The 22,571-nt window shown below is 61.2% G+C and carries 24 protein-coding genes; 18 read left to right on the top strand and 6 right to left on the bottom strand.

The window, feature by feature from the left end; all coding sequences use genetic code 11:
- Window positions 1-3 precede the first annotated feature (3 nt).
- Window positions 4-606: a hypothetical protein gene (locus tag FNU79_RS10595; RefSeq protein ID WP_143720822.1), complete on the bottom strand. Its 603-nt coding sequence runs from the start codon at window positions 604-606 to the stop codon at window positions 4-6.
- A gap of 311 nt (window positions 607-917) precedes the next feature.
- Here FNU79_RS10595 and FNU79_RS10590 point away from each other — a divergent pair, with 311 nt between their 5' ends.
- The 5 genes from FNU79_RS10590 (at window position 918) to FNU79_RS10570 (ending at window position 4,744) form a co-directional block, all read left to right on the top strand.
- Window positions 918-1,781, top strand: a complete 864-nt coding sequence (locus FNU79_RS10590) for a GNAT family N-acetyltransferase (RefSeq protein WP_143720821.1) — start codon at window positions 918-920, stop codon at window positions 1,779-1,781.
- Window positions 1,782-1,870: 89 nt separating this feature from the next.
- Window positions 1,871-2,188 (top strand): hypothetical protein, encoded by a 318-nt coding sequence (locus FNU79_RS10585; protein WP_143720820.1) that lies wholly within the window; start codon window positions 1,871-1,873, stop codon window positions 2,186-2,188.
- Between the two features lie 42 nt (window positions 2,189-2,230).
- A complete protein-coding gene (locus tag FNU79_RS10580; protein WP_143720819.1) occupies window positions 2,231-3,184 on the top strand; it encodes an RluA family pseudouridine synthase in 954 nt (317 codons plus the stop codon).
- A 289-nt stretch (window positions 3,185-3,473) separates the two neighbouring features.
- Window positions 3,474-4,097 carry a superoxide dismutase gene (locus FNU79_RS10575; protein ID WP_143720818.1) on the top strand — a complete coding sequence of 208 codons (624 nt, stop codon included), beginning with the start codon at window positions 3,474-3,476 and terminating at the stop codon, window positions 4,095-4,097.
- A gap of 182 nt (window positions 4,098-4,279) precedes the next feature.
- Window positions 4,280-4,744, top strand: coding sequence for a hypothetical protein (locus FNU79_RS10570; protein WP_185974681.1), 465 nt, complete (start codon window positions 4,280-4,282; stop codon window positions 4,742-4,744).
- 83 nt (window positions 4,745-4,827) lie between these two features.
- Here FNU79_RS10570 and FNU79_RS10565 read toward each other — a convergent pair whose 3' ends face one another.
- Window positions 4,828-5,328, bottom strand: a complete 501-nt coding sequence (locus tag FNU79_RS10565) for a DUF4142 domain-containing protein (protein ID WP_185974680.1) — start codon at window positions 5,326-5,328, stop codon at window positions 4,828-4,830.
- 215 nt (window positions 5,329-5,543) lie between these two features.
- On the opposite strand from FNU79_RS10565, the gene FNU79_RS10560 reads away from it, so the two are divergent.
- From FNU79_RS10560 to FNU79_RS10535, 6 genes are all read left to right on the top strand, one after another.
- Window positions 5,544-7,076: a sensor domain-containing diguanylate cyclase gene (locus tag FNU79_RS10560; protein ID WP_143720815.1), complete on the top strand. Its 1,533-nt coding sequence runs from the start codon at window positions 5,544-5,546 to the stop codon at window positions 7,074-7,076.
- Window positions 7,077-7,156: 80 nt separating this feature from the next.
- On the top strand, window positions 7,157-9,730 hold the full coding sequence (mutS, locus tag FNU79_RS10555) for a DNA mismatch repair protein MutS (protein WP_225430017.1): 2,574 nt from the start codon (window positions 7,157-7,159) through the stop codon (window positions 9,728-9,730).
- Complete coding sequence (locus FNU79_RS10550) at window positions 9,727-10,071, top strand: hypothetical protein (RefSeq protein ID WP_143720814.1); 345 nt, start codon at window positions 9,727-9,729, stop codon at window positions 10,069-10,071. Before mutS ends, FNU79_RS10550 begins: the two co-directional genes overlap by 4 nt.
- A gap of 3 nt (window positions 10,072-10,074) precedes the next feature.
- Window positions 10,075-11,727 carry a DNA mismatch repair endonuclease MutL gene (gene mutL / locus FNU79_RS10545; protein ID WP_143720813.1) on the top strand — a complete coding sequence of 551 codons (1,653 nt, stop codon included), beginning with the start codon at window positions 10,075-10,077 and terminating at the stop codon, window positions 11,725-11,727.
- A gap of 79 nt (window positions 11,728-11,806) precedes the next feature.
- A complete protein-coding gene (gene rpmE, locus FNU79_RS10540; protein WP_124867146.1) occupies window positions 11,807-12,031 on the top strand; it encodes a 50S ribosomal protein L31 in 225 nt (74 codons plus the stop codon).
- A 121-nt stretch (window positions 12,032-12,152) separates the two neighbouring features.
- On the top strand, window positions 12,153-12,764 hold the full coding sequence (locus tag FNU79_RS10535) for a thymidine kinase (RefSeq protein ID WP_143720812.1): 612 nt from the start codon (window positions 12,153-12,155) through the stop codon (window positions 12,762-12,764).
- Window positions 12,765-12,774: 10 nt separating this feature from the next.
- On the opposite strand, the gene FNU79_RS10530 is transcribed toward FNU79_RS10535, so the two are convergent.
- Together FNU79_RS10530 and recO are read right to left on the bottom strand one after the other, a co-directional pair.
- Complete coding sequence (locus FNU79_RS10530; RefSeq protein ID WP_143720811.1) at window positions 12,775-13,299, bottom strand: hypothetical protein; 525 nt, start codon at window positions 13,297-13,299, stop codon at window positions 12,775-12,777.
- 52 nt (window positions 13,300-13,351) lie between these two features.
- Window positions 13,352-14,083, bottom strand: a complete 732-nt coding sequence (gene recO, locus FNU79_RS10525) for a DNA repair protein RecO (RefSeq protein WP_143720810.1) — start codon at window positions 14,081-14,083, stop codon at window positions 13,352-13,354.
- A 148-nt stretch (window positions 14,084-14,231) separates the two neighbouring features.
- On the opposite strand from recO, the gene FNU79_RS10520 reads away from it, so the two are divergent.
- The 5 genes from FNU79_RS10520 to pruA all read left to right on the top strand — a co-directional run bounded on the left by FNU79_RS10520 (window position 14,232) and on the right by pruA (window position 18,483).
- Window positions 14,232-14,615 carry a hypothetical protein gene (locus FNU79_RS10520; protein WP_143720809.1) on the top strand — a complete coding sequence of 128 codons (384 nt, stop codon included), beginning with the start codon at window positions 14,232-14,234 and terminating at the stop codon, window positions 14,613-14,615.
- Window positions 14,616-14,740: 125 nt separating this feature from the next.
- Complete coding sequence (locus tag FNU79_RS10515; protein ID WP_143720808.1) at window positions 14,741-15,466, top strand: GntR family transcriptional regulator; 726 nt, start codon at window positions 14,741-14,743, stop codon at window positions 15,464-15,466.
- Window positions 15,463-16,395: a proline dehydrogenase family protein gene (locus FNU79_RS10510; protein WP_143720807.1), complete on the top strand. Its 933-nt coding sequence runs from the start codon at window positions 15,463-15,465 to the stop codon at window positions 16,393-16,395. Before FNU79_RS10515 ends, FNU79_RS10510 begins: the two co-directional genes overlap by 4 nt.
- A 23-nt stretch (window positions 16,396-16,418) precedes the next feature.
- Window positions 16,419-16,832 (top strand): hypothetical protein, encoded by a 414-nt coding sequence (locus FNU79_RS10505; protein WP_143720806.1) that lies wholly within the window; start codon window positions 16,419-16,421, stop codon window positions 16,830-16,832.
- 79 nt (window positions 16,833-16,911) lie between these two features.
- Window positions 16,912-18,483, top strand: a complete 1,572-nt coding sequence (gene pruA / locus FNU79_RS10500; protein WP_143720805.1) for an L-glutamate gamma-semialdehyde dehydrogenase — start codon at window positions 16,912-16,914, stop codon at window positions 18,481-18,483.
- Window positions 18,484-18,662: 179 nt separating this feature from the next.
- Here the strand turns inward: pruA and deoD are convergent, their stop codons facing one another.
- Both deoD and FNU79_RS10490 read right to left on the bottom strand, forming a co-directional pair.
- A complete protein-coding gene (deoD, locus tag FNU79_RS10495) occupies window positions 18,663-19,373 on the bottom strand; it encodes a purine-nucleoside phosphorylase (RefSeq protein WP_143720804.1) in 711 nt (236 codons plus the stop codon).
- Window positions 19,374-19,652: 279 nt separating this feature from the next.
- The gene (locus FNU79_RS10490; protein ID WP_143720803.1) at window positions 19,653-20,384 is read right to left on the bottom strand and encodes a metallophosphoesterase family protein; all 732 of its coding nucleotides are present in this window, start codon (window positions 20,382-20,384) and stop codon (window positions 19,653-19,655) included.
- Window positions 20,385-20,689: 305 nt separating this feature from the next.
- On the opposite strand from FNU79_RS10490, the gene FNU79_RS10485 reads away from it, so the two are divergent.
- Window positions 20,690-21,295, top strand: coding sequence for a C40 family peptidase (locus FNU79_RS10485; protein WP_143720802.1), 606 nt, complete (start codon window positions 20,690-20,692; stop codon window positions 21,293-21,295).
- A 191-nt stretch (window positions 21,296-21,486) separates the two neighbouring features.
- Window positions 21,487-22,560, top strand: a complete 1,074-nt coding sequence (gene ftsZ / locus FNU79_RS10480; protein WP_143720801.1) for a cell division protein FtsZ — start codon at window positions 21,487-21,489, stop codon at window positions 22,558-22,560.
- Window positions 22,561-22,571: the final 11 nt, after the last annotated feature.

Below are 22,571 nucleotides of genomic sequence, written 5' to 3'. Positions count from 1 at the left end.
GGCCTAAGCTCCCCGTTTCCACTTGCCTTTGCTTTTGTGTCCGACCCGGTTGGCCACCACTGACATCCGGTGCTGCACCGTTTCGTCGTCGTAGCGCAGCAGCACGGCGAGGCGGACGCGGCTGATGATGTGATGCGGATGCTTGGGCACAAAGGCTGTCACCACGTCCAAAAAGTCCACCGAACCCGCCGGAGTGTGGACGGTTTCAAGCTGCACGACGACGTGAAGCGGCAATTTGATGGTGCAGGCTTCAAAGTACCCGGCCACCAGCCAGCGGCGCTCCTGCGGATAAATGGCCCTTACCCGCCCGGACAGCAGCACCTGCATGATGTCGTGTTCCAAGAATCCCTCGGCGCGGGCGTGGTGGGTGGCGTGGGTGCAGACGTGATAGTGGCCTTCGTAGACCGCTTCGCGCAGCCGGGAGTGGGCGCGGGAAAGCAAAAAATCATCGGTGCTGACCCCCTGCAACTCAGCTTCGCGCTGCGGGCTGAGCGGCTTGAGGGCCAAGTTGGCTGGCTTGGGCGCGGGAGCGGGCTTACGCCGACTGGCCTTCTCAGCTTTGGCGAGCTGAGCGCGTAAGGCCATCAAATCTGTCTGCTCTTTCAAAGCGACCCCTCCCTGGTGTTGCCTTCCTTCACGTGCTTGTTTGGTTTTCCATTTGGTTTGCCGGCCCACTGCTTTGCCAAAAAGGAAATGACCTGCCAAAAACAAAAAATCCCCCGAAACGCGCGTCGTGGCGTTGCGTGGGAGAGTGCAGTCCGTACCCAGTTCAGGGCATGAGCAAAGTCTAGCACGCCCGCGCGGGAAAATGCCGTGAGGATTTACAGTTCGCCTTCACCGATGTACGTCTACACTAAAAAGCGTCCAACACCGTTTTGAGTTTCTGTCTTTTCCACTTGTCAAGGGAGGTCAGGTCAATGATTCGCAGCTTGCAGTCCAGCGACGGCCCAGATGTGGTGAGCTTACTTTCTTGGATGGACGGCGCTCCAGAGCGCGAAGTCTTCGCTCCAGACGCCCGCACGCCCGACGATTTGGCGCTTGAGAACAGCGGCAAAACCTGTTTGGTGACCGCCGACGACCTCGGCAGCGTCACGGCGTTCGCGGCGCTGTCGCCGTTTCAAGACGGCCTCTTGCTCGAAGGCCCGCTTTCAGAAACGCCGGGCAATTTGCCCCGCTTGCTCGGCGCGGCTCTCAAACACAGCGACAACCAAAGCGTGTACGCCTTTGCCGCCCGCGACAACGTGGCGGTGCGCGGAGCGCTGGAAGCAGCGGCTTTTTTGCCGATGCATTCCACCGATTTTTACCGCCTGTCACGCGGTCAGCTTGGCGCGGCGGCGGCGCTGACAGATGGCCTGACGCTGGATCACAGCGCCGATACCCAAACCTACCGCGCCCTTTACCGCGCTGCCGAGGACACCTGGAGCGAGCGGCTGCACTGGAGCGAGGCGCAACTGCTGACCCACCTGCACTCGCCCGACGTGCAGATCAGCGTGCTCAGGCGCGGCGGCAAGGCGCTCGGCTTTGCCGAAACCGAACTCGACGGCGACCTCGCCCGCATGACTTACCTCGCCGTTCATCCCGCCGAGCGCGGACAGGGCCACGGCAAAACCCTGCTGATGCACGCCGCGAAGCGGGCTTTTGAGCGCCCCGAAGTGCGGGCGGTGCAGGTGCGTGCCCACGACCACGAAGGGCCAGCCCGCACTTTGTACACCCGCGCCGGATTCCTGCACTCCCGCAGCGTGGTGACGTATTTGCTGGAACCGGAAGGTGAGGAAGCCTAGCGCTCCCAAATCGGGTGAGGAATAGGGCCAACACGCCGCCTGCACGTCTCACAGTCTTGTTGGTGCGGCTGCGTTACCTTTTTGCCAGTATGGCCAAGCCTAAAGCGCCCCGCGTTCCCGATGTCGCCGTAGCCTTCCGCGAGTTGCCCGGCACCTCGGTGGGATTCTGGGTGGTGTCCGCCTGCCCGTTTTGCGGCGCTCAGCACTTCCACGCGGCGGGCGCGGGCAAAAGTGATCCGTTTGAAAAGCTCGGCGAAGTGGAAGCCCGCTGCGGACAGGGCCGTTACGTGATCGGCCTGCCGCCCAAGCCCAAACGCAAAAAAGAGCGCCGCGCCGAGAACAAACGCGCCAGAAAAGCCCAAGGCGGCGCGTTGGACGACATTATTTTGGACGATTGGGACGAATAGCCGTTCTCTGCTCCCCACACTTCAGGCCTGTACACTTGAGGGATGTCTGCTGACCCCCTTACCTTTACTGCCGTCGCCGGACGCCTCGACGCGGCGCTTTCCGAGCTGTCGGGCGTGTCCCGCTCGCAGGTGGCTCAACTCATCGCCTCAGGGCAAGTGCTGGTGGACGGCCAGCTCGCCGCCAAATCCAGCGTCAAGCTGCGCGGCGGCGAAACCCTGTCGCTGACCTTGCCGCCGCCGCGCAGCGCCCACGTCCTGCCGGAAGACGTGATTCTTGAAGTGCTCTATGAAGACGACGCCCTGATCGCCCTCAACAAGCCTGCCGGGATGACCACCCATCCGGCTCCCGGCGTCACGTCCGGCACCTTGGTCAATGCCCTCCTGGGCCGCATGAAGTTGCCGGAGCAAGACGACTTTGATACCGAAGGCGGCTACCGCCCCGGCATCGTCCACCGCCTCGACAAAGACACCAGCGGCGTGATCGTGGTGGCCAAGACGGTGGCGGCCCACGCCGCGCTCTCGGAGAGCTTCAAGGCCCGCGAAACCCAGAAGGTGTATTTGGCGATTGTGGCGGGCCAGTGGAAAGCCGAGCGGGTCGCCGAAGTGGACGCTCCAATTGGACGCCACCTGATCGAGCGCCAGCACATGACGGTGGGCGGCAGCAACTCGCGCGACGCCCAGACCCGTTTCGTGCCGCTCGCCCAGCACCCAGACGGACACGGCCGCACGCTGGCCCTGGTGCGCTGTGAGCCGCGTACCGGACGCACCCACCAATTGCGCGTCCATCTAGCTCACCTCGGCAGCCCGATTGTGGGCGACAAGGTGTATGGCCGCGCCAGCGAAGTGATCGGACGGCAGGCCCTCCACGCTTGGCAACTGACCATTCCACATCCCACCACCGGCGAAGAGCTGCACCTCACCGCGCCGCCGCCGGAAGACTTGCTGAGCGCTTGGGTGGCGCTGGGCGGCGCTTTGCCGAGCGCACTGGCAAACTGACGCTGGAGTGATGGCGCTCAGCCCATAACTTGCTGCGAACCCACCGAGCAACGTTCATTCTCAGCGCTTGCCCACTCCACGCGGGCCGCAATCTTCAGGCAAACCTCAGATAAACCACAGCCGTAGCGCCAAATATAAAGCCAACTCAGCCGAGTGGCAATTTGGCAAGGCGCGTCTAAAGAAGCCCTGAAGGCCCAACCCCCAAGGCGCGGCGTTAAGATGAAGACCACGCCATGAGGCGGCCGGGCTTCCTCGCCCGGCTGGCCCAACTCAAAAAGGAGCACCCCCCATGACCTATACCCTTCCCCCCCTGCCTTACGCTTACGACGCGCTGGAACCCTACATTGACACCCGCACCATGGAGATTCACCACGATAAGCACCACCAAGCCTACGTGGACAACGCCAACAAAGCCCTCGAAGGCAGCGAGATGGCTAACTTGCCTGTGGAAGAACTGATCACCAAGCTCGATCAGGTGCCCGCCGACAAAAAGACTGCCCTGCGCAACAACGCGGGCGGCCACGCCAACCACAGCCTCTTCTGGACGGTCTTGGGCAAGTCAGGCACGCAGCCCAGCCGCGAACTCGCCCAGGCCATCAACGACGCTTTCGGCTCGATGGACGCCTTCAAGGAAAAACTTGAAGACGCTGCCAAGACCCGCTTCGGCTCCGGCTGGGCCTGGCTGGTCGTGCAGGGCGGCAAATTGGCCGTCGTCAGCACTGCCAACCAAGACAGCCCTTTGATGGGCGAGGCGGTGGCAGGCGTTTCCGGCACACCTATCTTGGGCGTAGACGTCTGGGAGCACGCTTACTACCTGAACTACCAAAACAAGCGCCCCGATTACCTCAAAGCCTTCTGGAGCGTCGTGAACTGGGACGAAGTCTCGCGCCGCTTTGCGGAAGTCAAGTCGTAAATCTCAATTCCCTTTTGAAAAGCGCGTCTTCGGGCGCGTTTTTTGTGGTCGCCCGCCGCTGCTGTCTCCCGCCAGTGGGGGCGAAGACATTGACTCTTGGTTCACACCGCCTTGCCACCAAAAAGCGTGCAATGAGAGCCGAGGTCAACATGAAAAAAACAACTCTGCTTCTGACTGCTCTTGTGCTCGGTTTGGGCTCTTCCGCTTTGGCCGTCGACGACAACGACAACTTGTCCGGCATTAAACTGTGCGTCGACGACGACTCTTTCACGGCGGGCATCGGCGGCATGGAAGCCACTTCCGGTAAAGTCGCTCAAGGCCTCTACGATTATTTCGTGGCTCAGACTGCGGCCAAGAAAATCAAGATTGACGAACTCGGCGCTAAAACTTGCTCCGATTACGCGGTGGCGCTCGATTTTGGCGCAACCACCGGCACGCCCCGCGCTTGGTACGGCTCAATCAACGTGTACGACAGCACGTCTTATTTTTCCCCTAAAGCCACTGACACGTATAAGCAGCCGGTCAGCGTTTGGAGCAGCGCTTATTACGGCGTGCTGCAAAACAATGACGGCCTGTCCGACTTTCTGACCTCGCAGGGCAAAAGCATTATCGACGAGTTTTTGAAGGCTTACGTAAGCGTCAATTGAGTTCTGCTCATTCATAAGCTCCAAAAAAGCAGCGTCCTCCAATGTCAGGACGCTGCTTTTTTGGTTGCACTCTTGCCTTTCAATTACATTTTGGGCAGTGTCTTGGCTTCATCATGGTGCGTTTTGATGGTCGGCAAAGCGTTCATCGCGGCCGCTTTAATGGTGGGATTGGCGTGGCGTGACGCGGTGTAGTTTGCAAACAGAGTGATGGTCTTGGCGTGGCTGCTGAGCATATCGGCTTTGTAGAGCTTGTCAAAATTCTTGCCCGATTTCTTCAACTTGTTCAGCATTCTCTGCTGGGCTTTGGATACGCTGCTCGGCAACATCATGCTGGCGTCAACTTTGGCGACTGCCGCTTGAACGTCGCTGCCGAGTTTGGTGTGGTCACTGATCATTTGCTTGGCGAAGGTCTGATCGGCAGGAGCTTTGGCCATGGTCAGAGCCAATTGTGAGGCCTGAATCTCAAACATATTGCCCATAACCGCTTTGTTTAAAAAATTGGTGTCGGTGTGAGAAAGCATGGAAGCGGCCTGTGCAGAAGTTACGGTGGCAATTAAAACACTGAGAATCAGAATCTTTTTCATGCCTACACGATGAAAGCTGAGCCTAAATATGAGATGAAAGAGCTTTGCCGACGTGCCCACATAAAGACCCATTCTTTACTCATCTCTACCAAATAATCCCAAGAGGTTGACATCAATTCCAATTGACACAAAATGAGTGCTTGTTTGAGAAGAAGTTTACCTTGAGTGTATGTTCTGTCAGAGCAAAGAGAGTGGATAAAGAGCAGAATTGAGCAATGCAAGCGGCTCCCCTCCCCGAATCTGAATACGCGCGGTTGATGGCTTTGGCCCGCTATAGCGTTCTTGATTCCGCCCCCGAAGAGAGCTTTGACCGGCTCACGGCCTTGGTGGCCGAAGTCTTGAAAGTGCCCATCGTGCTGATTAATTTTGTAGATCAGTTTCGCCAGTGGGGAAAATCGTGTGTTGGCATGGACAGCGGCACTATGCTGCGTGAAGTGTCGTTTTGCAGTTGGACGATTTTGAGTGACGACGTGATGATCGTCGAAGACGCCGCCAGCGATCCGCGTTTTGAAGGCAATCCGCTGGTGGTAGGTGAGCCGCACATCTCCTTTTACGCGGGAGTGCCGCTGATGACCCCAGATGGACACGCCATCGGGTCGCTGTGCGTTATCGACACCCAAGCGCATCCTTTCGGTGAGCGGGAACTGCTGATGCTCAAAGTCTTCGGCGCGGTGGTGATGGAAGCGCTGGAACTGCGGGTCAGCCAACTGGAACTCAGCCGCCAAGTGGCCGCCAGCGCCGCGCAAGTCGATGAGCTGCGCCGCACGGCAGCCCACGCCCAAACGCTGGCGGCCATCACCGATCTCTTTGACACCGATCTGGAACCAACCAAAGCCGCTCAACTGAGCGCCGAGCTGCTCAGCCAAGCGGTGGAAGTCGATTGGGCGGGGCTGGTGCTGCGCAGCGGCGCGGGGCTCGAGTTGGTTGCAGGCTGGCAGTACAGCAGCGAAGCCGCAAAACTCAAACTGGCCGTGGATCAAAGCCTCAGCGCTTACCGTCAGGGCGTGAGCGGCACGGCGGCCCAGAAGCAAAAATCGGCTTTTATAGACGATTACCCCGCTCATCCGCACGCAGTGCCCGACTTTATCGAGCGCGGCGTGCGGGCAATGGCGGTGTTGCCGCTGGGCAGCTACCAAGATGGACAGTACGTTTTGGTCACGCTCAGGCTACAGCCCCGGCCTTGGCGCAGCAGTGACCGGGCGCTGTGCGAAGCGGCGGCCCGCAGCATTCGGGCTCTCCTGGAACGGCACGCTCACCTCAAACAAGTTGAAGAAGCGGCAGGCAAAGACAGCTTGACCAGCCTCGGCAACCGCCGCGCCTTCGATCAAGCGATGGCCGTTTTGGACGAACTGACCGAGCCTTACGGCGTCTTGGTGGCCGATCTAGACGGCCTCAAGCTGGTCAACGATCACGAAGGCCACGCACGCGGTGACGCGCTCTTGGTGAAGTTTGCCAGCGAGATGCAAGCTCAATTTACGCCGCAGGGCAAGGTCTACCGTTTCGGCGGTGACGAATTCGCGGTGCTGTGGCCCAATCTCACGCCGCTGGCCGAGGAAGAAGCTTTGGGACGGGTGCAGCGGGCAGTGCAGCGCCTGCGAACCGCTGGATTTCCTAGGGCGGGAGCAAGCGCGGGCGTGGCCTATCACCCCAAAGGCGCTGAGCCGCAAGACGCGGCGGCGCTCCTCGAGCTGGCGGACAGCCGCATGTATGAAGCCAAGCGCCGCAGCCGAGCGGTTCGGGCGAGCTGAACCCAGTCAAGCGCTGAGTGTTCAAACCGTGAGCTTGCTCCCCGCTACGCTCACAACAGAAACGCTAGACTGCCGAGCAGATGACGGGAACCATTTTGGCGCTCACGCTTGATCCGCAGCGCGGCAAACTCAGGGGAAGCGGCTCCGGTAAGCTGCCGCCGATGCTGGAGCAGTACGTGGCGCTGCGCGACGAAATCGAAGCCCAGCATTCGGGAGCGCTGCTGCTGTTTCAGTGCGGCGACTTTTTTGAGACCTTTGGCGAGGACGCCGAACGCGCTTCCCGCCTGCTCAACATCGCCCTGACCCACAAGAGCAGCAAGGACTTCTCGACCCCGATGGCCGGAATCCCGATCCGCACGCTCGACAGCTTCGTGGAACGCCTGCTGGGCAAAGGCGTCTGCGTGGCGGTGGCCGAGCAGATGGAACTTCCCGGCGCGGGCCTGGTGGAGCGCAAAGTCACCCAACTGCTGACCCCCGGCACCGTCACTGAGGAGCGGCACCTGACCGCCGACGAAAATTATTTGGCGGCGGTGGCGACGGGCGACGGCTACGCGCTGTCGCTGCTGGACGTATCGACCGGGGAGTTCCGCTGCGCCGCGTTCGGCAGCCGCACCGCCCTCTACGATGAACTCAGCCGCTGGCGGGCCAGAGAAGTGCTGCTGGCTCCCGAACTCTCCGAAAACGCCGCGCTCCTGAGCGATTTCAAATCGAGATTCCCGCTGATGCTCTCGCACGGCAACTTTGAAGACGAGGCTTGCCGAGGAGCGTTGGTGGCAGTGCTGGGCGAGGTGCCCGGCGTCTTGGAGCAGCATTCGGGCCTGACCAGAGCCTGCGGCGCGGTGCTGAATTACGCCCGCAGCATCCACACCGGGGTGCAAGGCGGAGACCTCAAGATGGTGCGCCGCCTGAGCCGCTTTGAACCCGGAGCGCAGATGCGCCTGAGCGAGTGGGCGCTTAGGGCGCTGGAAATCTTTACCGCCCAGTCGCCGCAGGGCCGCACCCTGATGGACGCGCTGGGCGAAACGCGCACGGCAGGTGGGCGGCGCAGGTTGCGGGCTTGGCTGCGCTCACCGCTGCTCGACCGTCTCAGCTTGGAGGCCCGTTTGGACGCGGTGGAAGCCCTGACCCGCGCCAGCGATTTGCGCGGCGGCGTGCGGGCACTGCTCTACCGTGCCCACGATCTGGAGCGCCTCGCCGCCCGCGTCGCTTCGGCCCGCGCCACACCCCGCGAAGTGGCTTCACTGGCCCGCACCTTAGAACTCCTTCCTGACGCCACTGACTTGCTGAGTTCGGTGAGTGGCGCAGGGCTGCTGCCGGGCGTGCGGGCAAGGCTGGGCGCGTTGCCCGATGTGGTGCGCCTGATCCGCTCTGCCCTAGTAGACGAGCCGCCTATCCGGGCTTCCGACGGGGGCCTGATCCGCGAGGGCTTTCACGCTGGGCTGGACGGCCTGCGAACCGAAGCGCTGGGCCACCGCGCTTGGCTGGCCGAGCTGGAACGCAGTGAGCGCGAGCGCACCGGCATCGGCAGCCTCAAGGTCGGTTACAACAACGTGTTCGGCTACTTTCTGGAAGTCACGGCGGCGCATTTAAGCAAGGTGCCCGCCGATTACCGCCAGATCGCCACCCTCAAAGACCGCGCCCGTTTTACCCGGCCCGATTTGCGCGAGCGTGAGCGTGAAATTGCCCGCTTAGAGCAGGCCGCCGAGCGGCTGGAAGTGGAAGTGTTCACCGAACTCCGGGCAGGCTTGAGTATTCATGCTGAGGCGCTCAGCGAAGCCGCCGGAGCCTTGAGCGAACTCGACGTGCTGTGCGCCCTTTCCGAAATCGCCGCGACCCGCGCCTGGACGCGCCCGCAAACTTTGGAGGACGCCGACCAGACCGTGACCCTGCGCCAGGCCCGTCATCCGGTGGTGGAGCTGGTCAGTAGCGGCACCTTCGTACCCAACGACGCCGAACTCTCGCCCAGCCGCCGCACCCTGCTGCTGACTGGGCCGAATATGGCCGGCAAAAGCACCTACCTCCGCACTGTGGCCATCTGCGCCCTGCTGCACCAGATCGGCTCGTTCGTGCCCGCCGACGCGGCCCACCTGCCGATCTTCGACAGCATCCACACCCGCATCGGCGCGTCGGACGACTTAGCAGGCGGAAGAAGCACCTTCATGGTGGAGATGCACGAACTGGCGGGCATCTTGCACCACGCCACGCCCAAATCGCTGATTATTCTGGACGAAATCGGGCGCGGCACTTCCACCTTAGATGGCCTCGCCATTGCGCAGGCAGCGCTGGAACACCTGCACGATACGGGCGCGTATACGCTGTTTGCCACCCATTATTTTGAGCTAACCCGTCTTGAAGGCCAGCTGCCCGGTTTGATCAACCTCCACGTCGCCGCAGAGGAAGATGCTGGTGCACTGACGTTTTACCATCAGGTGATTGCTGGGGCGGCAAGCCAAAGCTACGGCGTCGAAGTGGCCCGCCTCGCAGGACTGCCCGCCCGCGTGACCACCCGCGCCGCCGCACTCCTCAGCGGCCTCAACGCCCGTGACGAAGCCAAGGGCAACGCGCTGCACACCGAGTTGGCCGCGCTAGATTTGACGCGGCTGACGCCGCTGGAGGCTTTGGCGACGCTGCACAAGTGGCAGGGGGAGCTGTGAAACTGGAAACGATTAAAAGAGGGCTGGTCTTGTGTCTGGCATCGGGCCTTTCTTCCGTGCTGGCCGACGGTGGAGCTGTTCTCGCGCCGGGTTCCATGAACTTGCCGTTCGAAACACTCTCCTGCCGAAGTGGACAGACCTTGCAACTCATCCCGTCCAACACACAGTCTCTGATGATCCGGCGCTACCGGGGCCGCCGCTACGCGCTGAATGACGTGTTAGGAACGCAGGGACGGTATAGAGGTCAGGGAATGACCGTCCACATTCTGCCGAGTGGCGCACTCGATTTAAGCGTTGGCCGCGTCCACGACCTTTGCCCGCATCCGAACGCAGGACACTGAAGCGTGTCTATCCGCCTCCTCTCCCCCGAAACTGCCCGCCTGATCGCGGCTGGCGAGGTCGTTTCACGCCCGTTAGACGTGGTGCGCGAGCTGCTGGACAATGCGCTAGACGCCCTCGCCAGCCGCATTGAAATAGAAGTGGACGGCGGCGGCCTGAGTCTCATTCGGGTGCGCGACAACGGCAGCGGCATTCCAGCCTCAGACGTACCCCTCTCCCCACTTCGGCACGCCACCAGCAAACTCGAATCGGTCGACCGCGTAACCACGCTGGGCTTCCGGGGCGAGGCACTGTGGGCGGCGGCGCAGGCCGGGCAACTGCGGCTCGTCACCCGCCCGCCCGCGCAACTGGGGGCCACCCTGCTCACCGCCCACGGTGACGTCGTGGAGGTTACCAAAGTCAGCGCTCCGGCAGGCAGTACCGTCAGCGTCTCGGATCTGTTCGGGCACCTGCCCGCCCGCCGCCGCACCCAGCTTCCAGCGGGAGCCGAGTTGCGCGAAATCACCGCGCTGGTCTCGCGCTACGTGCTGCACTGGCCGCGCCTCCACTGGAAACTGACATTAGACGGCGAAACGAGGCTGCTCCACGCACCCGCCGATCATAGGGGCGCGGTGGCCAGCGTTTACGGCCCGCTCAACGCCAACCGCGTCATCAGCGTCAGCACGCCTACTTTGCAAGGCGTCATCAGCCGCCCCGAGCTGAGCCGCCCGCGCCGTGACCGAATGCATTTCTCAGTGAATGGCCGCCCCGTCTTGGCTCCCCCGGAACTGGAACGCGCCGTGATCGACGGATACGCTGAACTGCTTTCCGCCGGACACGCCCCGCTGTGCGTGCTGGATTTGACTTTGCCATTCGAAGATGTGAACCCTAATGTCCATCCTGCAAAAGCAGTGGTGGCGCTGGCCGATCTGCAAGAACTCTGCCTCAAGGTGACGGCGGCGGTTCAAGCGGCGCTCAGCTCGCACCCGCTCTCGCGCCCGCTGCCGGAGTTGCGAGTGCCTGCCCCCGCGCCCAACCCGACTCAGAAAGGAGCTTTTCCAAGCCTGACGTTGGTGGGCTTATACCGCCAGACCTATCTGCTGGCCGAGGGCGAGGGCGATCTGTGGGTCATCGATGCCCACGCCGCCCACGAGCGCGTCCTCTACGAAGAACTCTCGCGCCGCCTCCGCGCTGAGCCGCCGTTTGAGCTGCCGGAACCCGAATTGCTGCAACTCAGTCCCGAACAACTTGCCCGCCTGCACGAGCGCGGCGACGACCTCAGAAGCTGGGGCCTGACGCTGGAAGAATTCGGCGCGGGGCTGGTCAGGCTGCGAAGTTTGCCCGCCGCCCTCGCTGCCCTACCGCTGCCGAGGCTGCACGAGCAAATTATTGAATCGGCGCTGGGTGTCAGCGGTGACGCCGAGCGCGAAGTTTTGGGCCGCTTGGCCTGCGCTCCGGCCCTCAAAGCGGGAATGCTGGATCAGGGACGCGGCGAAGCCCTTCTGGCGCAGCTCGCCGCCTGCGATCAGCCCTGGTCATGCCCGCACGGACGGCCCACTGTCTTGCGCCTTTCCGAGCGCGACCTGATGCACAGCTTTGGCCGCCGCAGCGTGCGCGACGTGGCACGGGGCCGCGACGAAACCGACCTCAAAGTGCCGCTCAGCACCGAGCAGCGCTAGCTTTTTGGCCTCTTTGCTGCTATAGTTTTTCGGTTAGCCCGTATACGCACCCACGACGTGACGGCAAAGGAAAACCATAATGCAAAAAGACCTTCACCCCAAAGCAGTTCCCTGCAAAATCATTTATCAAGGCAAAGTCGTTCTGGAAACGCTCAGCACCAAGCCTGAAATCCACGTTGATGTCTGGAGCGGCGTTCACCCCTTCTGGACCGGCGAAGAGCGCTTCCTCGACGCCGAGGGCCGCGTAGACAAGTTCAACAAGCGCTTCGGCACTGGCTACCGCAACCGTGGCAAAACCGAGTAACAAAGCACTTTTTTAATTTATTGAAGCACCAGACCGGGCCAAGTGGCTCGGTTTTTTTGTGGCGCTTGCTGAACCCTCCCCACCTGCTCTGCTCCTCCCACCTGATACACTCTCGCAAAGAATGCTCAAGTCTCCCTATTCCGGCGGCCACCTCGAAGTCGTCGTCGGGCCGATGTTCAGCGGCAAATCCGAAGAACTGATTCGCCGCGTCAACCGCTCGGTGATCGCTCGTCAGCGGGCCGTGGTGTTCAAGCCTGCCATCGACACCCGCTATCACGCCACCCGCGTGGCCAGCCATTCCGGCCAGAGCGCCGAGGCGGTGGCGGTGGCGGGCACGGTGGACGCCCGCGCTTATCTCAGCGGCGAGGGCGGTTTGTTCGGCTTGCCCACCGATTTGCCGGATGTGGTGGCTTTTGACGAAGCCCAGTTTTTTGACGAGGGATTGGTGCCGCTGGCTCTAGAGTTGGCGGATCAAGGCGTGCGCGTCATTCTGGCGGGCCTCGACTTGGACTTCCGTGGTGAACCGTTCGGCGTGATGCCGGAACTGCTTTCACGCGCCGAGAGTGTCGAGAAGCTGACGGCCATCTGCGTGGTCTGCGGCGCACCGGCCACCCGTACTCAGCGCCTCATCGGGGGTCAGCCCGCCCACTTTGACGATCCGGTGGTAATGGTCGGCGCTCAGGAAGCCTACGAAGCGCGGTGCCGGGTGCATCACGAGGTCAGGCGAGACTGAAGGTAAGAAATCAGCGCTTGAATTTCACCGTTTTGAGCGCTTTGTCGAAGGCGGCGGCCTGCGCTGGAGTGGCCGCCGTGCCGATGGTCACCTGAAAGGACAGCAAGTTTTTGGCGCTGACGCCGTACCAGATTTTTGTGCGAACCGTAACGCCGTTGGCTTTGAGGGTCAGGTCATACTGGCGCTCGGTGCCTTTGATTCCGTCTACGTCGAGCGGACGGGTGCTGAGCTGCTTGACGCTGCCACGCCCATCACCACTCATCGACTCTTCCACACCGCCAATGAAATCAGCGAGCATCTTGGTGTCGTTTTGCTTTCCCTTGTGCGGCGCATAGAAAAATTGCAGCACCACCGGCGGCGGCGTGCCCGGGGCGATCACCAGCATACCGGGCAAATGATTGGGATAAGGGCGCTGTACCCAGCTATCCGGGACATTCACCTGAAACGGCGCGGCGGAATCGGAGAGCGGAGCAGCCAGACCGCTGCTCAGCGCAAGGAGGAAGCACGAAATCGGTAGAGAAAGAAGGCGAATCACAGCGCTCAATTTAGCGTTGCTGGAAGCCCAGCACAGTGCGGACGCTCAGCGCTCAAGCCCCCACCGCCTCGCCGCCCACCAGCGAGCGCCAACTTTGCACGCTACCGATCTGCACCGTCACGAACCGCTCCAGGCTGCGCCACACGGCGGGGCGCTGCTCGGCGCTCAGCGGCGCGTCCATCAAAGCACGCACACTGCGGCGCGGCACTTCGCGCAGAAATTCAAGGCGCTCAGGGGGGTGCGGCGGCTGATTGGAGCAGGCCCCACACAGCAGTTGGCCGCCCAGTGGATCGGGATGTGAGGGGTCGGCGGCTCCGCAGCGGGCGCAGTGACGGGTGCGCGGCGCGAATCCGGCCAGGGCCAGCAGTTTGTAACTCATCACCAGCGCCACCCATTCGGGATCAGGGTGCCGCGAGACGCCGCGCAAGCTGCCCGCGTACAAGTCAAAGGCCTGCTCCGAAAACTCGCCTTCTTGAAACAGAGCGTCGGCCAGTTCGGAAAGTAGGTGCGCGTAGGGGTGACGCTCCGGCTCGGAGAGTCTGGGCAGCGCTCCTTCCAAAATGCTTTGCTGCACGGTGGCGAGGTCGGCCTGGGGCGTCTGGTAAAGCTGCACCCCGACGTGATGAAAGAGGTTCAGGCGGCTGGCCTGCTGCCCGCGCACACCGCCCCGCGCCACCGCTTTGATTTTGCCCTGCGGCGTCAGCAGCGTCACGATAATGTCGCCTGCTGGCGTGACTTTGCGTCGCATCACGATGCCGCTGCGGTTGGTGCTGCGCGATTTCACCCGTCTCCTTTCACTGGCAAGCTCTCACTGCTTTATTTTAGCTTACAAACAGAATGACGATGAGCGCCTTTGTTACGGTTAGAACCTCAGGCCGGAAATGGGCGGCATCTTCTGTTTGAAGTTATTGGACTTTTTTATACTGGGTGCTATGAGCGAACACTCCGAACACGACCTTTTGCGCGAGCTTTTTCCCGAAACGGCGCGGGAATGGTTCGGCGACCATACCACGCCCCGCGAAACCTTGGGCCTGTACGCGGTGGCCGACGGGCGAATGGCCTTGGTCAGCGGCGCTCAACTCGCTGAGTTCACCCCGCTTGATCCCAAAGGCAATAAGGTTCTGCACTGCGATTTGTGCCACTACACCCGCTCGCGCAGTGAGGCCGCCGTTTACCGGGTGCTGGTCAGCTCGCGCCGCACCCGTTATATGACGCTGTGCTTCGGCACCGAAGGTTGCCAGGGGCGGGCCGGAAAAGAAGGTGTACGCCGCTTCGCCGAGCGCATTTTCCCAATTGAATCGCTGTACGCAGACTAAGGAGCAAATGCTCTGGTTGGGAGCCGCCGACCTAATTGCATAAAAGACTGCCGCGCCAGTTCCGCCGCTCTTGGCCGCTTTCCGCTGCCCCTTTACTTCCCCCAAAGATTGTATACAATATCCACATGACGCTCCTACTCTCCAACAGGCCCGCTTTCGAGCGTCCAGCATTGGTGCGTGAAGGCGTTTATCTGCATTTGCGTGAAGCCATTTTGGGCGGTGAATTTTTGCCGGGTGAGCGCCTCGGGGAAGTCGAACTCGGTGCGAGATTGGGGGTGAGCCGCACGCCGATTCGTGAGGCCCTGATGCGCCTGACCCAAGACGGCCTGATTGAAACCGAAGCCAACAAGGGCGTGCGGGTGCGCCAGCTTTCGCTGCAAGAAATTGCCGAAACGTATGTGGTGCGTGCAGAACTCGACGGCCTCGCGGCGGCGCTGGCGGCTGATCAGCACGACCTCAATGACGCGGCGGCCTTGCGGCTGGCGCTTGCACAACTCAGCAGCGCTAAACCCAGCAACTACCGGGAGCAGACCTTGTTGGACCTCGCCTTTCACCGCCGCGTGGCGCAAGCGGCACACAACGCGGTGTTGTTTGCGCTGTGCCGCGACCTCGAAGTCAGGGTGTCGCTCATCAAGCACCAGACCCGCACTTTCAACGCTTACCCCCGCACCCATGATCAGCACGCCGCCATTTTGGAAGCGGTGCTCAGCCGCAACCCTGAGGCGGCCCGCGCCGCTGCCCAGCAGCATGTCCGCACCTTTGCCGCGCTGGTGATGGACGAACTTCAAACACTTCAGCTTCCCTCAGCTCAGCCGCAAACGCGGGGAGCGCCTTCAGGAGCCACATTATGATTGATCAGATCTACCGCAAAACTGTGCTGACCGTCGCTGGAAACAAAGCGGTGGAAAGCGTCATGCGTTCACGCGGTTGGGGCCTTGCCCAGCGTTTCGTGGCGGGCCACCAAGCCGACGACATTATTCAGGCGGTCAAAGACCTGCAAAAAGATGGGATCGGCGGTCTGCTGGACTTACTCGGCGAGTTCGTGGACAGCCCCGACACCGCCAACGCCTTTGCCGAGCAGATTTTGAGCTTGGTCGATCAGGCCGCCGCCGCCGGCATTCAGCCGTACATCACCGTGAAACTCTCGGGCTTGGGGCAGGGCTTGACAGTAGACGGCGAAGATTTGGGCCTGACCAACGCCCGCCGGATTTTGGGCCGGGCCAAGCCTTACGGCGGCTTTTTGGCGCTGGATATGGAAGACCACCCCCGCGTCGACGTGACGTTGGCACAGTTCCGCAGCTTGGTCGGGGAATTTGGACATCACTATGTCGGCACGGTGCTGCAAAGCTACCTGCACCGCACCGAGAAAGATTTGGCCGATTTGGCCGACCTGAAGCCCAATTTGCGAATCGTCAAGGGCGCGTACCTCGAGCCGGAAAGCGTGGCGATGCAGGACAAGGCCGATATCAACGCCAGTTACCGCCGCTTGGTGTACGCCAACCTCAAAGCGGGCAACTACACCAACGTGGCCTCGCACGACGACGGCATCATCGACGACGTGAAAATGTTCGTGCTGGCGCACGGCATCCCGCGTGACCAGTTTGAATTTCAGCTTCTTTATGGGGTACGCCGCGACCTTCAAAAGCAGTTGGCGAGTGAGGGCTACCGCGTCCGCGCTTACATCCCTTACGGCGACGACTGGTATCCGTACTTCTCCCGCCGGATCGCCGAGCGCCCCAGCAACGCTTTGTTCGTGCTGCGCGGCATGTTCGGCGGCTGAGTTTCGGACGCCAAGGTCACACCGTGAGCGCCCGCTTTCCCGATCCTGAACACATCAACGGCTTTTATCTGGGCCAGTTTTTCGGCTTGCTCGGCTGGGCGTCGCGTTCCGGTGAAGCCGACCACGTGCTGGCGGCTTTTAACCCGGAGCGCCCGGCAGACGCGGCTTATGTGGCCCAGTTGCTTTTGCCGGGCCTAGACAACCTCACCGAAGCCCAAGACGCCGCGCTGGCCCGCACCTGGGCCTACGCCCTCTCCGAATTTGACGACCGCGATCTGAACTGGTTTTTGCTGGGCCGCCTGCCGAATTTGCCCGAACACCCCAGAGACTTTCTGATGCAGGTGGCCGCGCAGCTCTATCCGCAGGGTCTCCCGCAAGTGGACGCCCAGATGCGGCGGCTAGACCTGCAGAACGAGTCTTTGTTTGATTTGGTGTGAGTGGGAAGGGCAATCGCCGCGCAAACCCGCTTTCCCCACGTTCTAGACACCACAACCCCTTCTTAAGGAGTGCCCAACCATGATTAAAGTCGAACCCTACCGCCCACAAGCTTTTATCGATTTCACCGTTCCCGCCAACGTGGACGCTTATCAGGCTGCGCTGGCCAAAGTTCGCGCCGAGTTGCTGGGCAAACATTACCCGCTGATCATCAACGGCGAACGGGTGGACACCGCTGAAAAGCTCTACAGCACCAACCCCTGCGACACGTCCGAAGTGATCGGCAGCACCGCCAAAGCCACCATAGAAGACGCTCAGCGTGCCCTCGACGGCGCGTGGGCCGCCTGGGCCGATTGGAAGACTTGGAGCATGGACGCCCGCGCCCGCATCCTCCTCAAGGCGGCGGCGATCCTCAAGCGCAGGCGTTTGGAAGCCTGCGCCCTGATGACGCTGGAAGTCGGTAAAAACTACGCCGAGGCCGATGTGGAAGTGGCCGAGGGCATCGACTTTCTGGAGTACTACGCCCGCGAAGCCATGAAGTATGCCGGTTTCGGCGCGGCGGAAACCACCTGGTTTGACGGTGAAGAAAACGGCTTGATGTACCTCTCGCTGGGCGTGGGCGTCAGCATTTCGCCGTGGAACTTTCCTTACGCCATTTTCGCGGGCATGTTCGCCGCCCCGATTGTCGCCGGCAACTGCGTGATTGCCAAGCCCGCCGAGGATTCGGGCATGATCGCCGGATTCGTGGTGGACATTATGCTGGAAGCTGGAATGCCCGCTGGCGTGCTGCAATTTTTGCCCGGCGTGGGCGAGGAAGTCGGCGAGTACCTCGTTCAGAGCGCCCAGACCCGCTTCGTGACTTTTACCGGCTCGCGCAGCGTGGGCCTGCACATCAACGAGGTGGCGGCCAAAGTGCCCAAAGGCCAGAAGTGGCTCAAGCGGGTCATCTTGGAACTCGGCGGCAAGGACGCCTTGATCGTGGACGAAACCGCCGATCTGCCCAACGCCGTGACCGCTGCGGTGCAGGGCGCGTTCGGCTTCAACGGCCAGAAGTGCAGCGCTATGAGCCGCTTGATCGTGGTGGACGAGGTCTACGAAGAAGTGGTAGGCCAGTTTGTGGAGCGCACCAAAGCGCTGAGCGTCGGCACGGGTGAAGCCAACTGCAACGTCACAGCGGTGGTCAATCAGGAATCGTTTGACAAAGTCGGCAAGTATCAGGAAATCGGCAAGGGTGAAGCCAAGCTGCTGACCGGCGGAGAAGCCCCCGGCGAGTGCGGCGGTAAAAAAGGCCATTACGTGCAGCCCACCATCTTCGGTGACGTACCGAGTGACGCCCGCCTCGCCCAAGAAGAGATCTTCGGGCCAGTCGTGGCAGTCTTCCGCGCCCGCGACTTCAAGCACGCCCTCGAACTCGCCAACTCCACCGAGTACGGCCTGACCGGAGGCGTGTGCAGCCGCAACCGCGCCCGCTTGGAGCAGGCTAGAAACGAATTTGAAGTGGGCAACTTGTACTTCAACCGCAAGATCACCGGGGCCATCGTGGGCGTGCAGCCGTTCGGCGGCTACAACATGTCCGGCACCGACAGCAAAGCCGGTGGGCCGGAGTATTTGGGCAACTTCATGCAGCTCAAGACGGTGACTGAGCGGTTCTGAGCTGAGTCTCTTGGCAACTCACTCAGCTCAATTAAAAAAGCAGGCGGCTGAGGTAACTTGGCCGCCTGCTTCTCCATCTTGAGTCGTGAACACGCTGCTGCTTCACCGCACACGGACCTTGACAGACGCCCCAAGCACCGTCGGCGGTTTTGCCGCCTCAGGCGAGCAAAATTCGTGCCTTAAGCAGTTTCCAGCGCCGCGTCCAACGCCACTTCGACCATCCCGTTGAACGTCACTTGGCGCTCTTCGGCGGTAGTTTCCTCATGGGTAATCAGGTGATCCGATACCGTCAGAATGGTCAGCGCCCGCACGCCGAATTTGGCGGCCAAGGTGTAGAGCTGCGCGGCTTCCATCTCCACGCCCAACACGCCGAACTCAGCCCAAATTTTGTACTGGTCGAAGTCGTCGTGGTAAAAGGTGTCGCTGCTCATGACGTTGCCGACATGTGAGCGCAGGCCACGCTGCTGGGCCACCTGATAAGCCCGCAGCAGCAAGCCGAAATCGGCAATCGGTGCGTAGTTTTTGGCTCCAAAGCGGATGTTGTTGATATTGGAATCGGTAGAAGCCGCCTGCGCCAAAATGAGGTCGCGCACATGCACTTCCTCGTGGTAACTGCCGCAGGTACCGACCCGTACCAGGGTTTTGCAGCCATATGAGTTGATCAGCTCATGGATATAAATCCCCGCGCTGGGCATACCCATGCCGGTGCCCTGCACGGAAACCGGCTTGCCTTTGTAGGTGCCGGTAAAGCCCAGCATGCCGCGCACGTCGTTGTGCTGTACGGGGTCGGTGAAAAAAGTTTCGGCAATGTGCTTTGCCCGCAGCGGGTCGCCGGGCAGCAAAACGGTGGGGGCGATTTGGCCGACTTCGGCGTTGATATGAATGCTCATGCTTGTCAGATTAGCGGAAAAGAAGCCCGGTACTCTGCTTAAGTAGGTCAATGTTTATCTTTAGATAAACCGAGCGGAGCGGGCAGGCCCGGTAGGTGCTGCTCTGCCCAAGACGCGAGAGATGGGAAAAGTACGGCTAGATGGGAGTGAAGGAGTGGCGTCCTCAAGGGCGTCCGTTCACGACGATAGGGATGGAGCGCTCTTTACGGAATCCCGAAACGGTAATCTAGCCGTACTTGGTCAGCAGGTGAAGCGAAAAGAGGGCTCCGCTTGACCTGTTCAGCGCACGTCCACCCATTCGGCTACCCACTTGGCGGCATGGGGAACTTTGGCAGCCACAAAGCCGTCCTGCACTCTTCTGGCCGCATACGGCACCTGCCGAAACTGAGGCTGAAACACCCCTGCCACCAAGTCCAGAATCAAATAATCGGCGCGGGCCAGATTGACGTAGTGGCCGTTTCTGAGTTCAAACGGCATTCCCACCGATCCGGGGTTGAGCAGCGTCCAACCGTCCAAGCTCCGCAGGAGTGGGCGGTGAGTATGGCCGCCAATCCACAGCGGCGCGTCGCCGTACTCGGCGCGGAGTTGGGCCAAGCGCTCCTGCGGCGTACCCGCGTCCAGCACCTCGGTGTTGCTCTCCGGGCTGCCGTGAAAGGCCAGCAGTTCCGGTGCGGGGCGCAAGGTCGGCTGATAGGCCCGCACCCACTCGCGCTCTTTGTCGCCCACCGCCGCATGGCTCCAAGCGTCCAAGTCGTAGATTTCTTGCTCGTCCGGCAAACCACGCGGCACAAAAGCGGGCAGCGCCTCCAGCAGAGCTTGATCGGCGTTCCCCATCACTACACCACAGCCGAGCGCCGCGACCGCTTGCAAGCACTCGTTGGGAAAGGGGCCAGTCATAGCCACGTCACCCAGACACAGCAAAAGGTCGGGCGCTTGAGTCCTCAAATCGGCCAGCAGCGCTTCCAAAGCAGGCAAATTGCCGTGAATATCGCTAAAAATGGCCAGACGCATTTCCCAAGTCTAGACCTTGAGCACTTACCAAGTCTTTGAGAGGCAGGAAAGATGTGAAAAATGAGTTTTGGCTCACTCAATCTCAGAGAGTTGGAGCTTAAGTGTGCATCAGACACCCGTAAGCGCCGTAAGCTAGAAAAATCACACGTGAGCCCAAAGATGAGTCAGATGAGAACAGCACGATAACCTCTAGGAAATGAGATGAACCTTTGTATTGGTTTTTTAACGTCTAGGAGGGATAAAGCCCTAAAATAAGCTGAGCGTGAATGGCTTAAAGTTAAAGGCCTGATAAACTCTTTTTATTCATGAACGCCTTCCGAATCCTCCTGACCGTAGTTGCCCTGAGCGGCAGCGCCACCGCCGCCTCCTACGCCGTCAGGGCCGGAGACACGCTTTCCAGCGTCGCCCAGCGCTACAATTTGCAGCCGCAAAAGCTGATGCAGCTCAACGGTCTGAGCAGCACCACCCTGCAAATCGGCCAGCGCCTGAATGTCGGCGGCCAGACCAGTTCAGCCAAGGCGACGGCTGCTGCGCCCCAGTCCAGCGGGAACAGCACCATCCGCTCCGCTGCGCTGCGCTTTTTGGGCATCCGCTACGCCAGCGGCGGCAGCAGCAACTGGGGTCTGGATTGCAGCGGCTACACCCAAGCGGTCTACCGCTCGATGGGTGTGTCTTTGCCGCGCACCGCCGCTTCACAGTCGCGCAGCGGCTACGCCGTGTCCCGCAGCAGCTTGCAAGCAGGCGACCTGATGTTCTTCAGCACCATGGGCGGCGGCATCTCGCACGTGGCCATCTATCTGGGCAACGGCAGCTTCGCCAACGCCAACAGCTATTACGGGCGCACCATGGTCGACAACTTGTCTAATCCGTATTGGTCGAGCCGCTACGTCAGCGCCCGCCGCATTCTGTAACCGCTCCTCACCGCTCTCAAAGCGCCCCGGCCCACCCGCCGAGGCGCTTTCCATTGACGTTGATGAGAAAACTTGAGCTCCTCTAAGCGCGGCACAGACCACCCCACCATGCCCAAGGCTTTTAGACGGTATCCTTGCGTTAAACTATCAAGTGTACGGAAGACAGTTTCCGGTCTTAAGGAGAAGAATTGATGCAAGCGGCCAGAATTCGTGTAATCGGCCTCGGTGGAGCAGGAAACAACGCCGTCAACCGCATGATCGAGTCGGGACTCGAAGGCGTGGAGTTTATCGCCGGAAATACCGACGCGCAGGTGCTGGCCAAGAGCCACGCCGAAGTCAGAATCCAACTTGGTGACCGCCTGACCCGTGGGCTGGGCGCTGGAGCCAACCCCGAAGTCGGTGAAAAAGCGGCCATGGAAGACCGCGAGCGCATTAAAGAGTACCTAGAGGGCACTGACATGCTCTTTATTACGGCGGGCATGGGCGGCGGCACCGGCACCGGCGCGGCTCCGGTGGTGGCCGAAGTCGCCCGCGAAATGAACATCCTGACGGTGGGCATCGTGACCCGGCCCTTCAAGTTCGAGGGGCCGCGCCGCAGCAAAGTCGCTGAGGAAGGTATCATCAAGCTTCAGGAGCGGGTCGACGGCATGATCGTGGTCAACAACGAAAAGCTGCTGACCGCCATCGACAAAAAAGTGGCTATCCGCGACGCCTTCCTGATCGCTGACCGGGTGCTGTACTACGGCGTCAAGGGCATCAGCGACGTGATCAATGTCGAAGGCATGATCAACGTGGACTTCGCTGACGTTCGCAACCTCCTTTCCAACGCGGGCGCAGTGCTGATGGGCATCGGCTCGGGACGCGGCGACAAATTGGCCGAGGAGGCCGCCACCAGCGCCATCAACAGCCCGCTCCTCGAGCGCGGTGTGGAAGGCGCACGGCGCATTCTGGTCAACGTGACCGGCGGCTACGACCTCTCGATGAACGATGCCCACGAAATCGTCGAGAAGATCCGTGACGCCACCGGCTACGACGACCCCGACATGCTGTTCGGAGTGAGCTTTGACGAAAATGCGGGCGACGAAGTGCGCGTCACGGTGATCGCCACCGGCTTCAACGAAGCGCAAACCGCACTCAGTAGCGGGCGACTCGACCCGATTCCTTCTCCGTCCTCGACCATCCGCACATCTTCACGCGGCCAGAGTCAGTACGACCCCAAAGACTACGACATCCCGGCGTTCCTCCGTCAAGTTGACCGGGGCTAAACTCAACTAGC

The sequence above is a fragment of the Deinococcus detaillensis genome, from assembly GCF_007280555.1.
In the GTDB taxonomy this organism is placed as follows: domain Bacteria; phylum Deinococcota; class Deinococci; order Deinococcales; family Deinococcaceae; genus Deinococcus; species Deinococcus detaillensis.
This window is presented reverse-complemented; position numbering and strand designations above follow the sequence as displayed.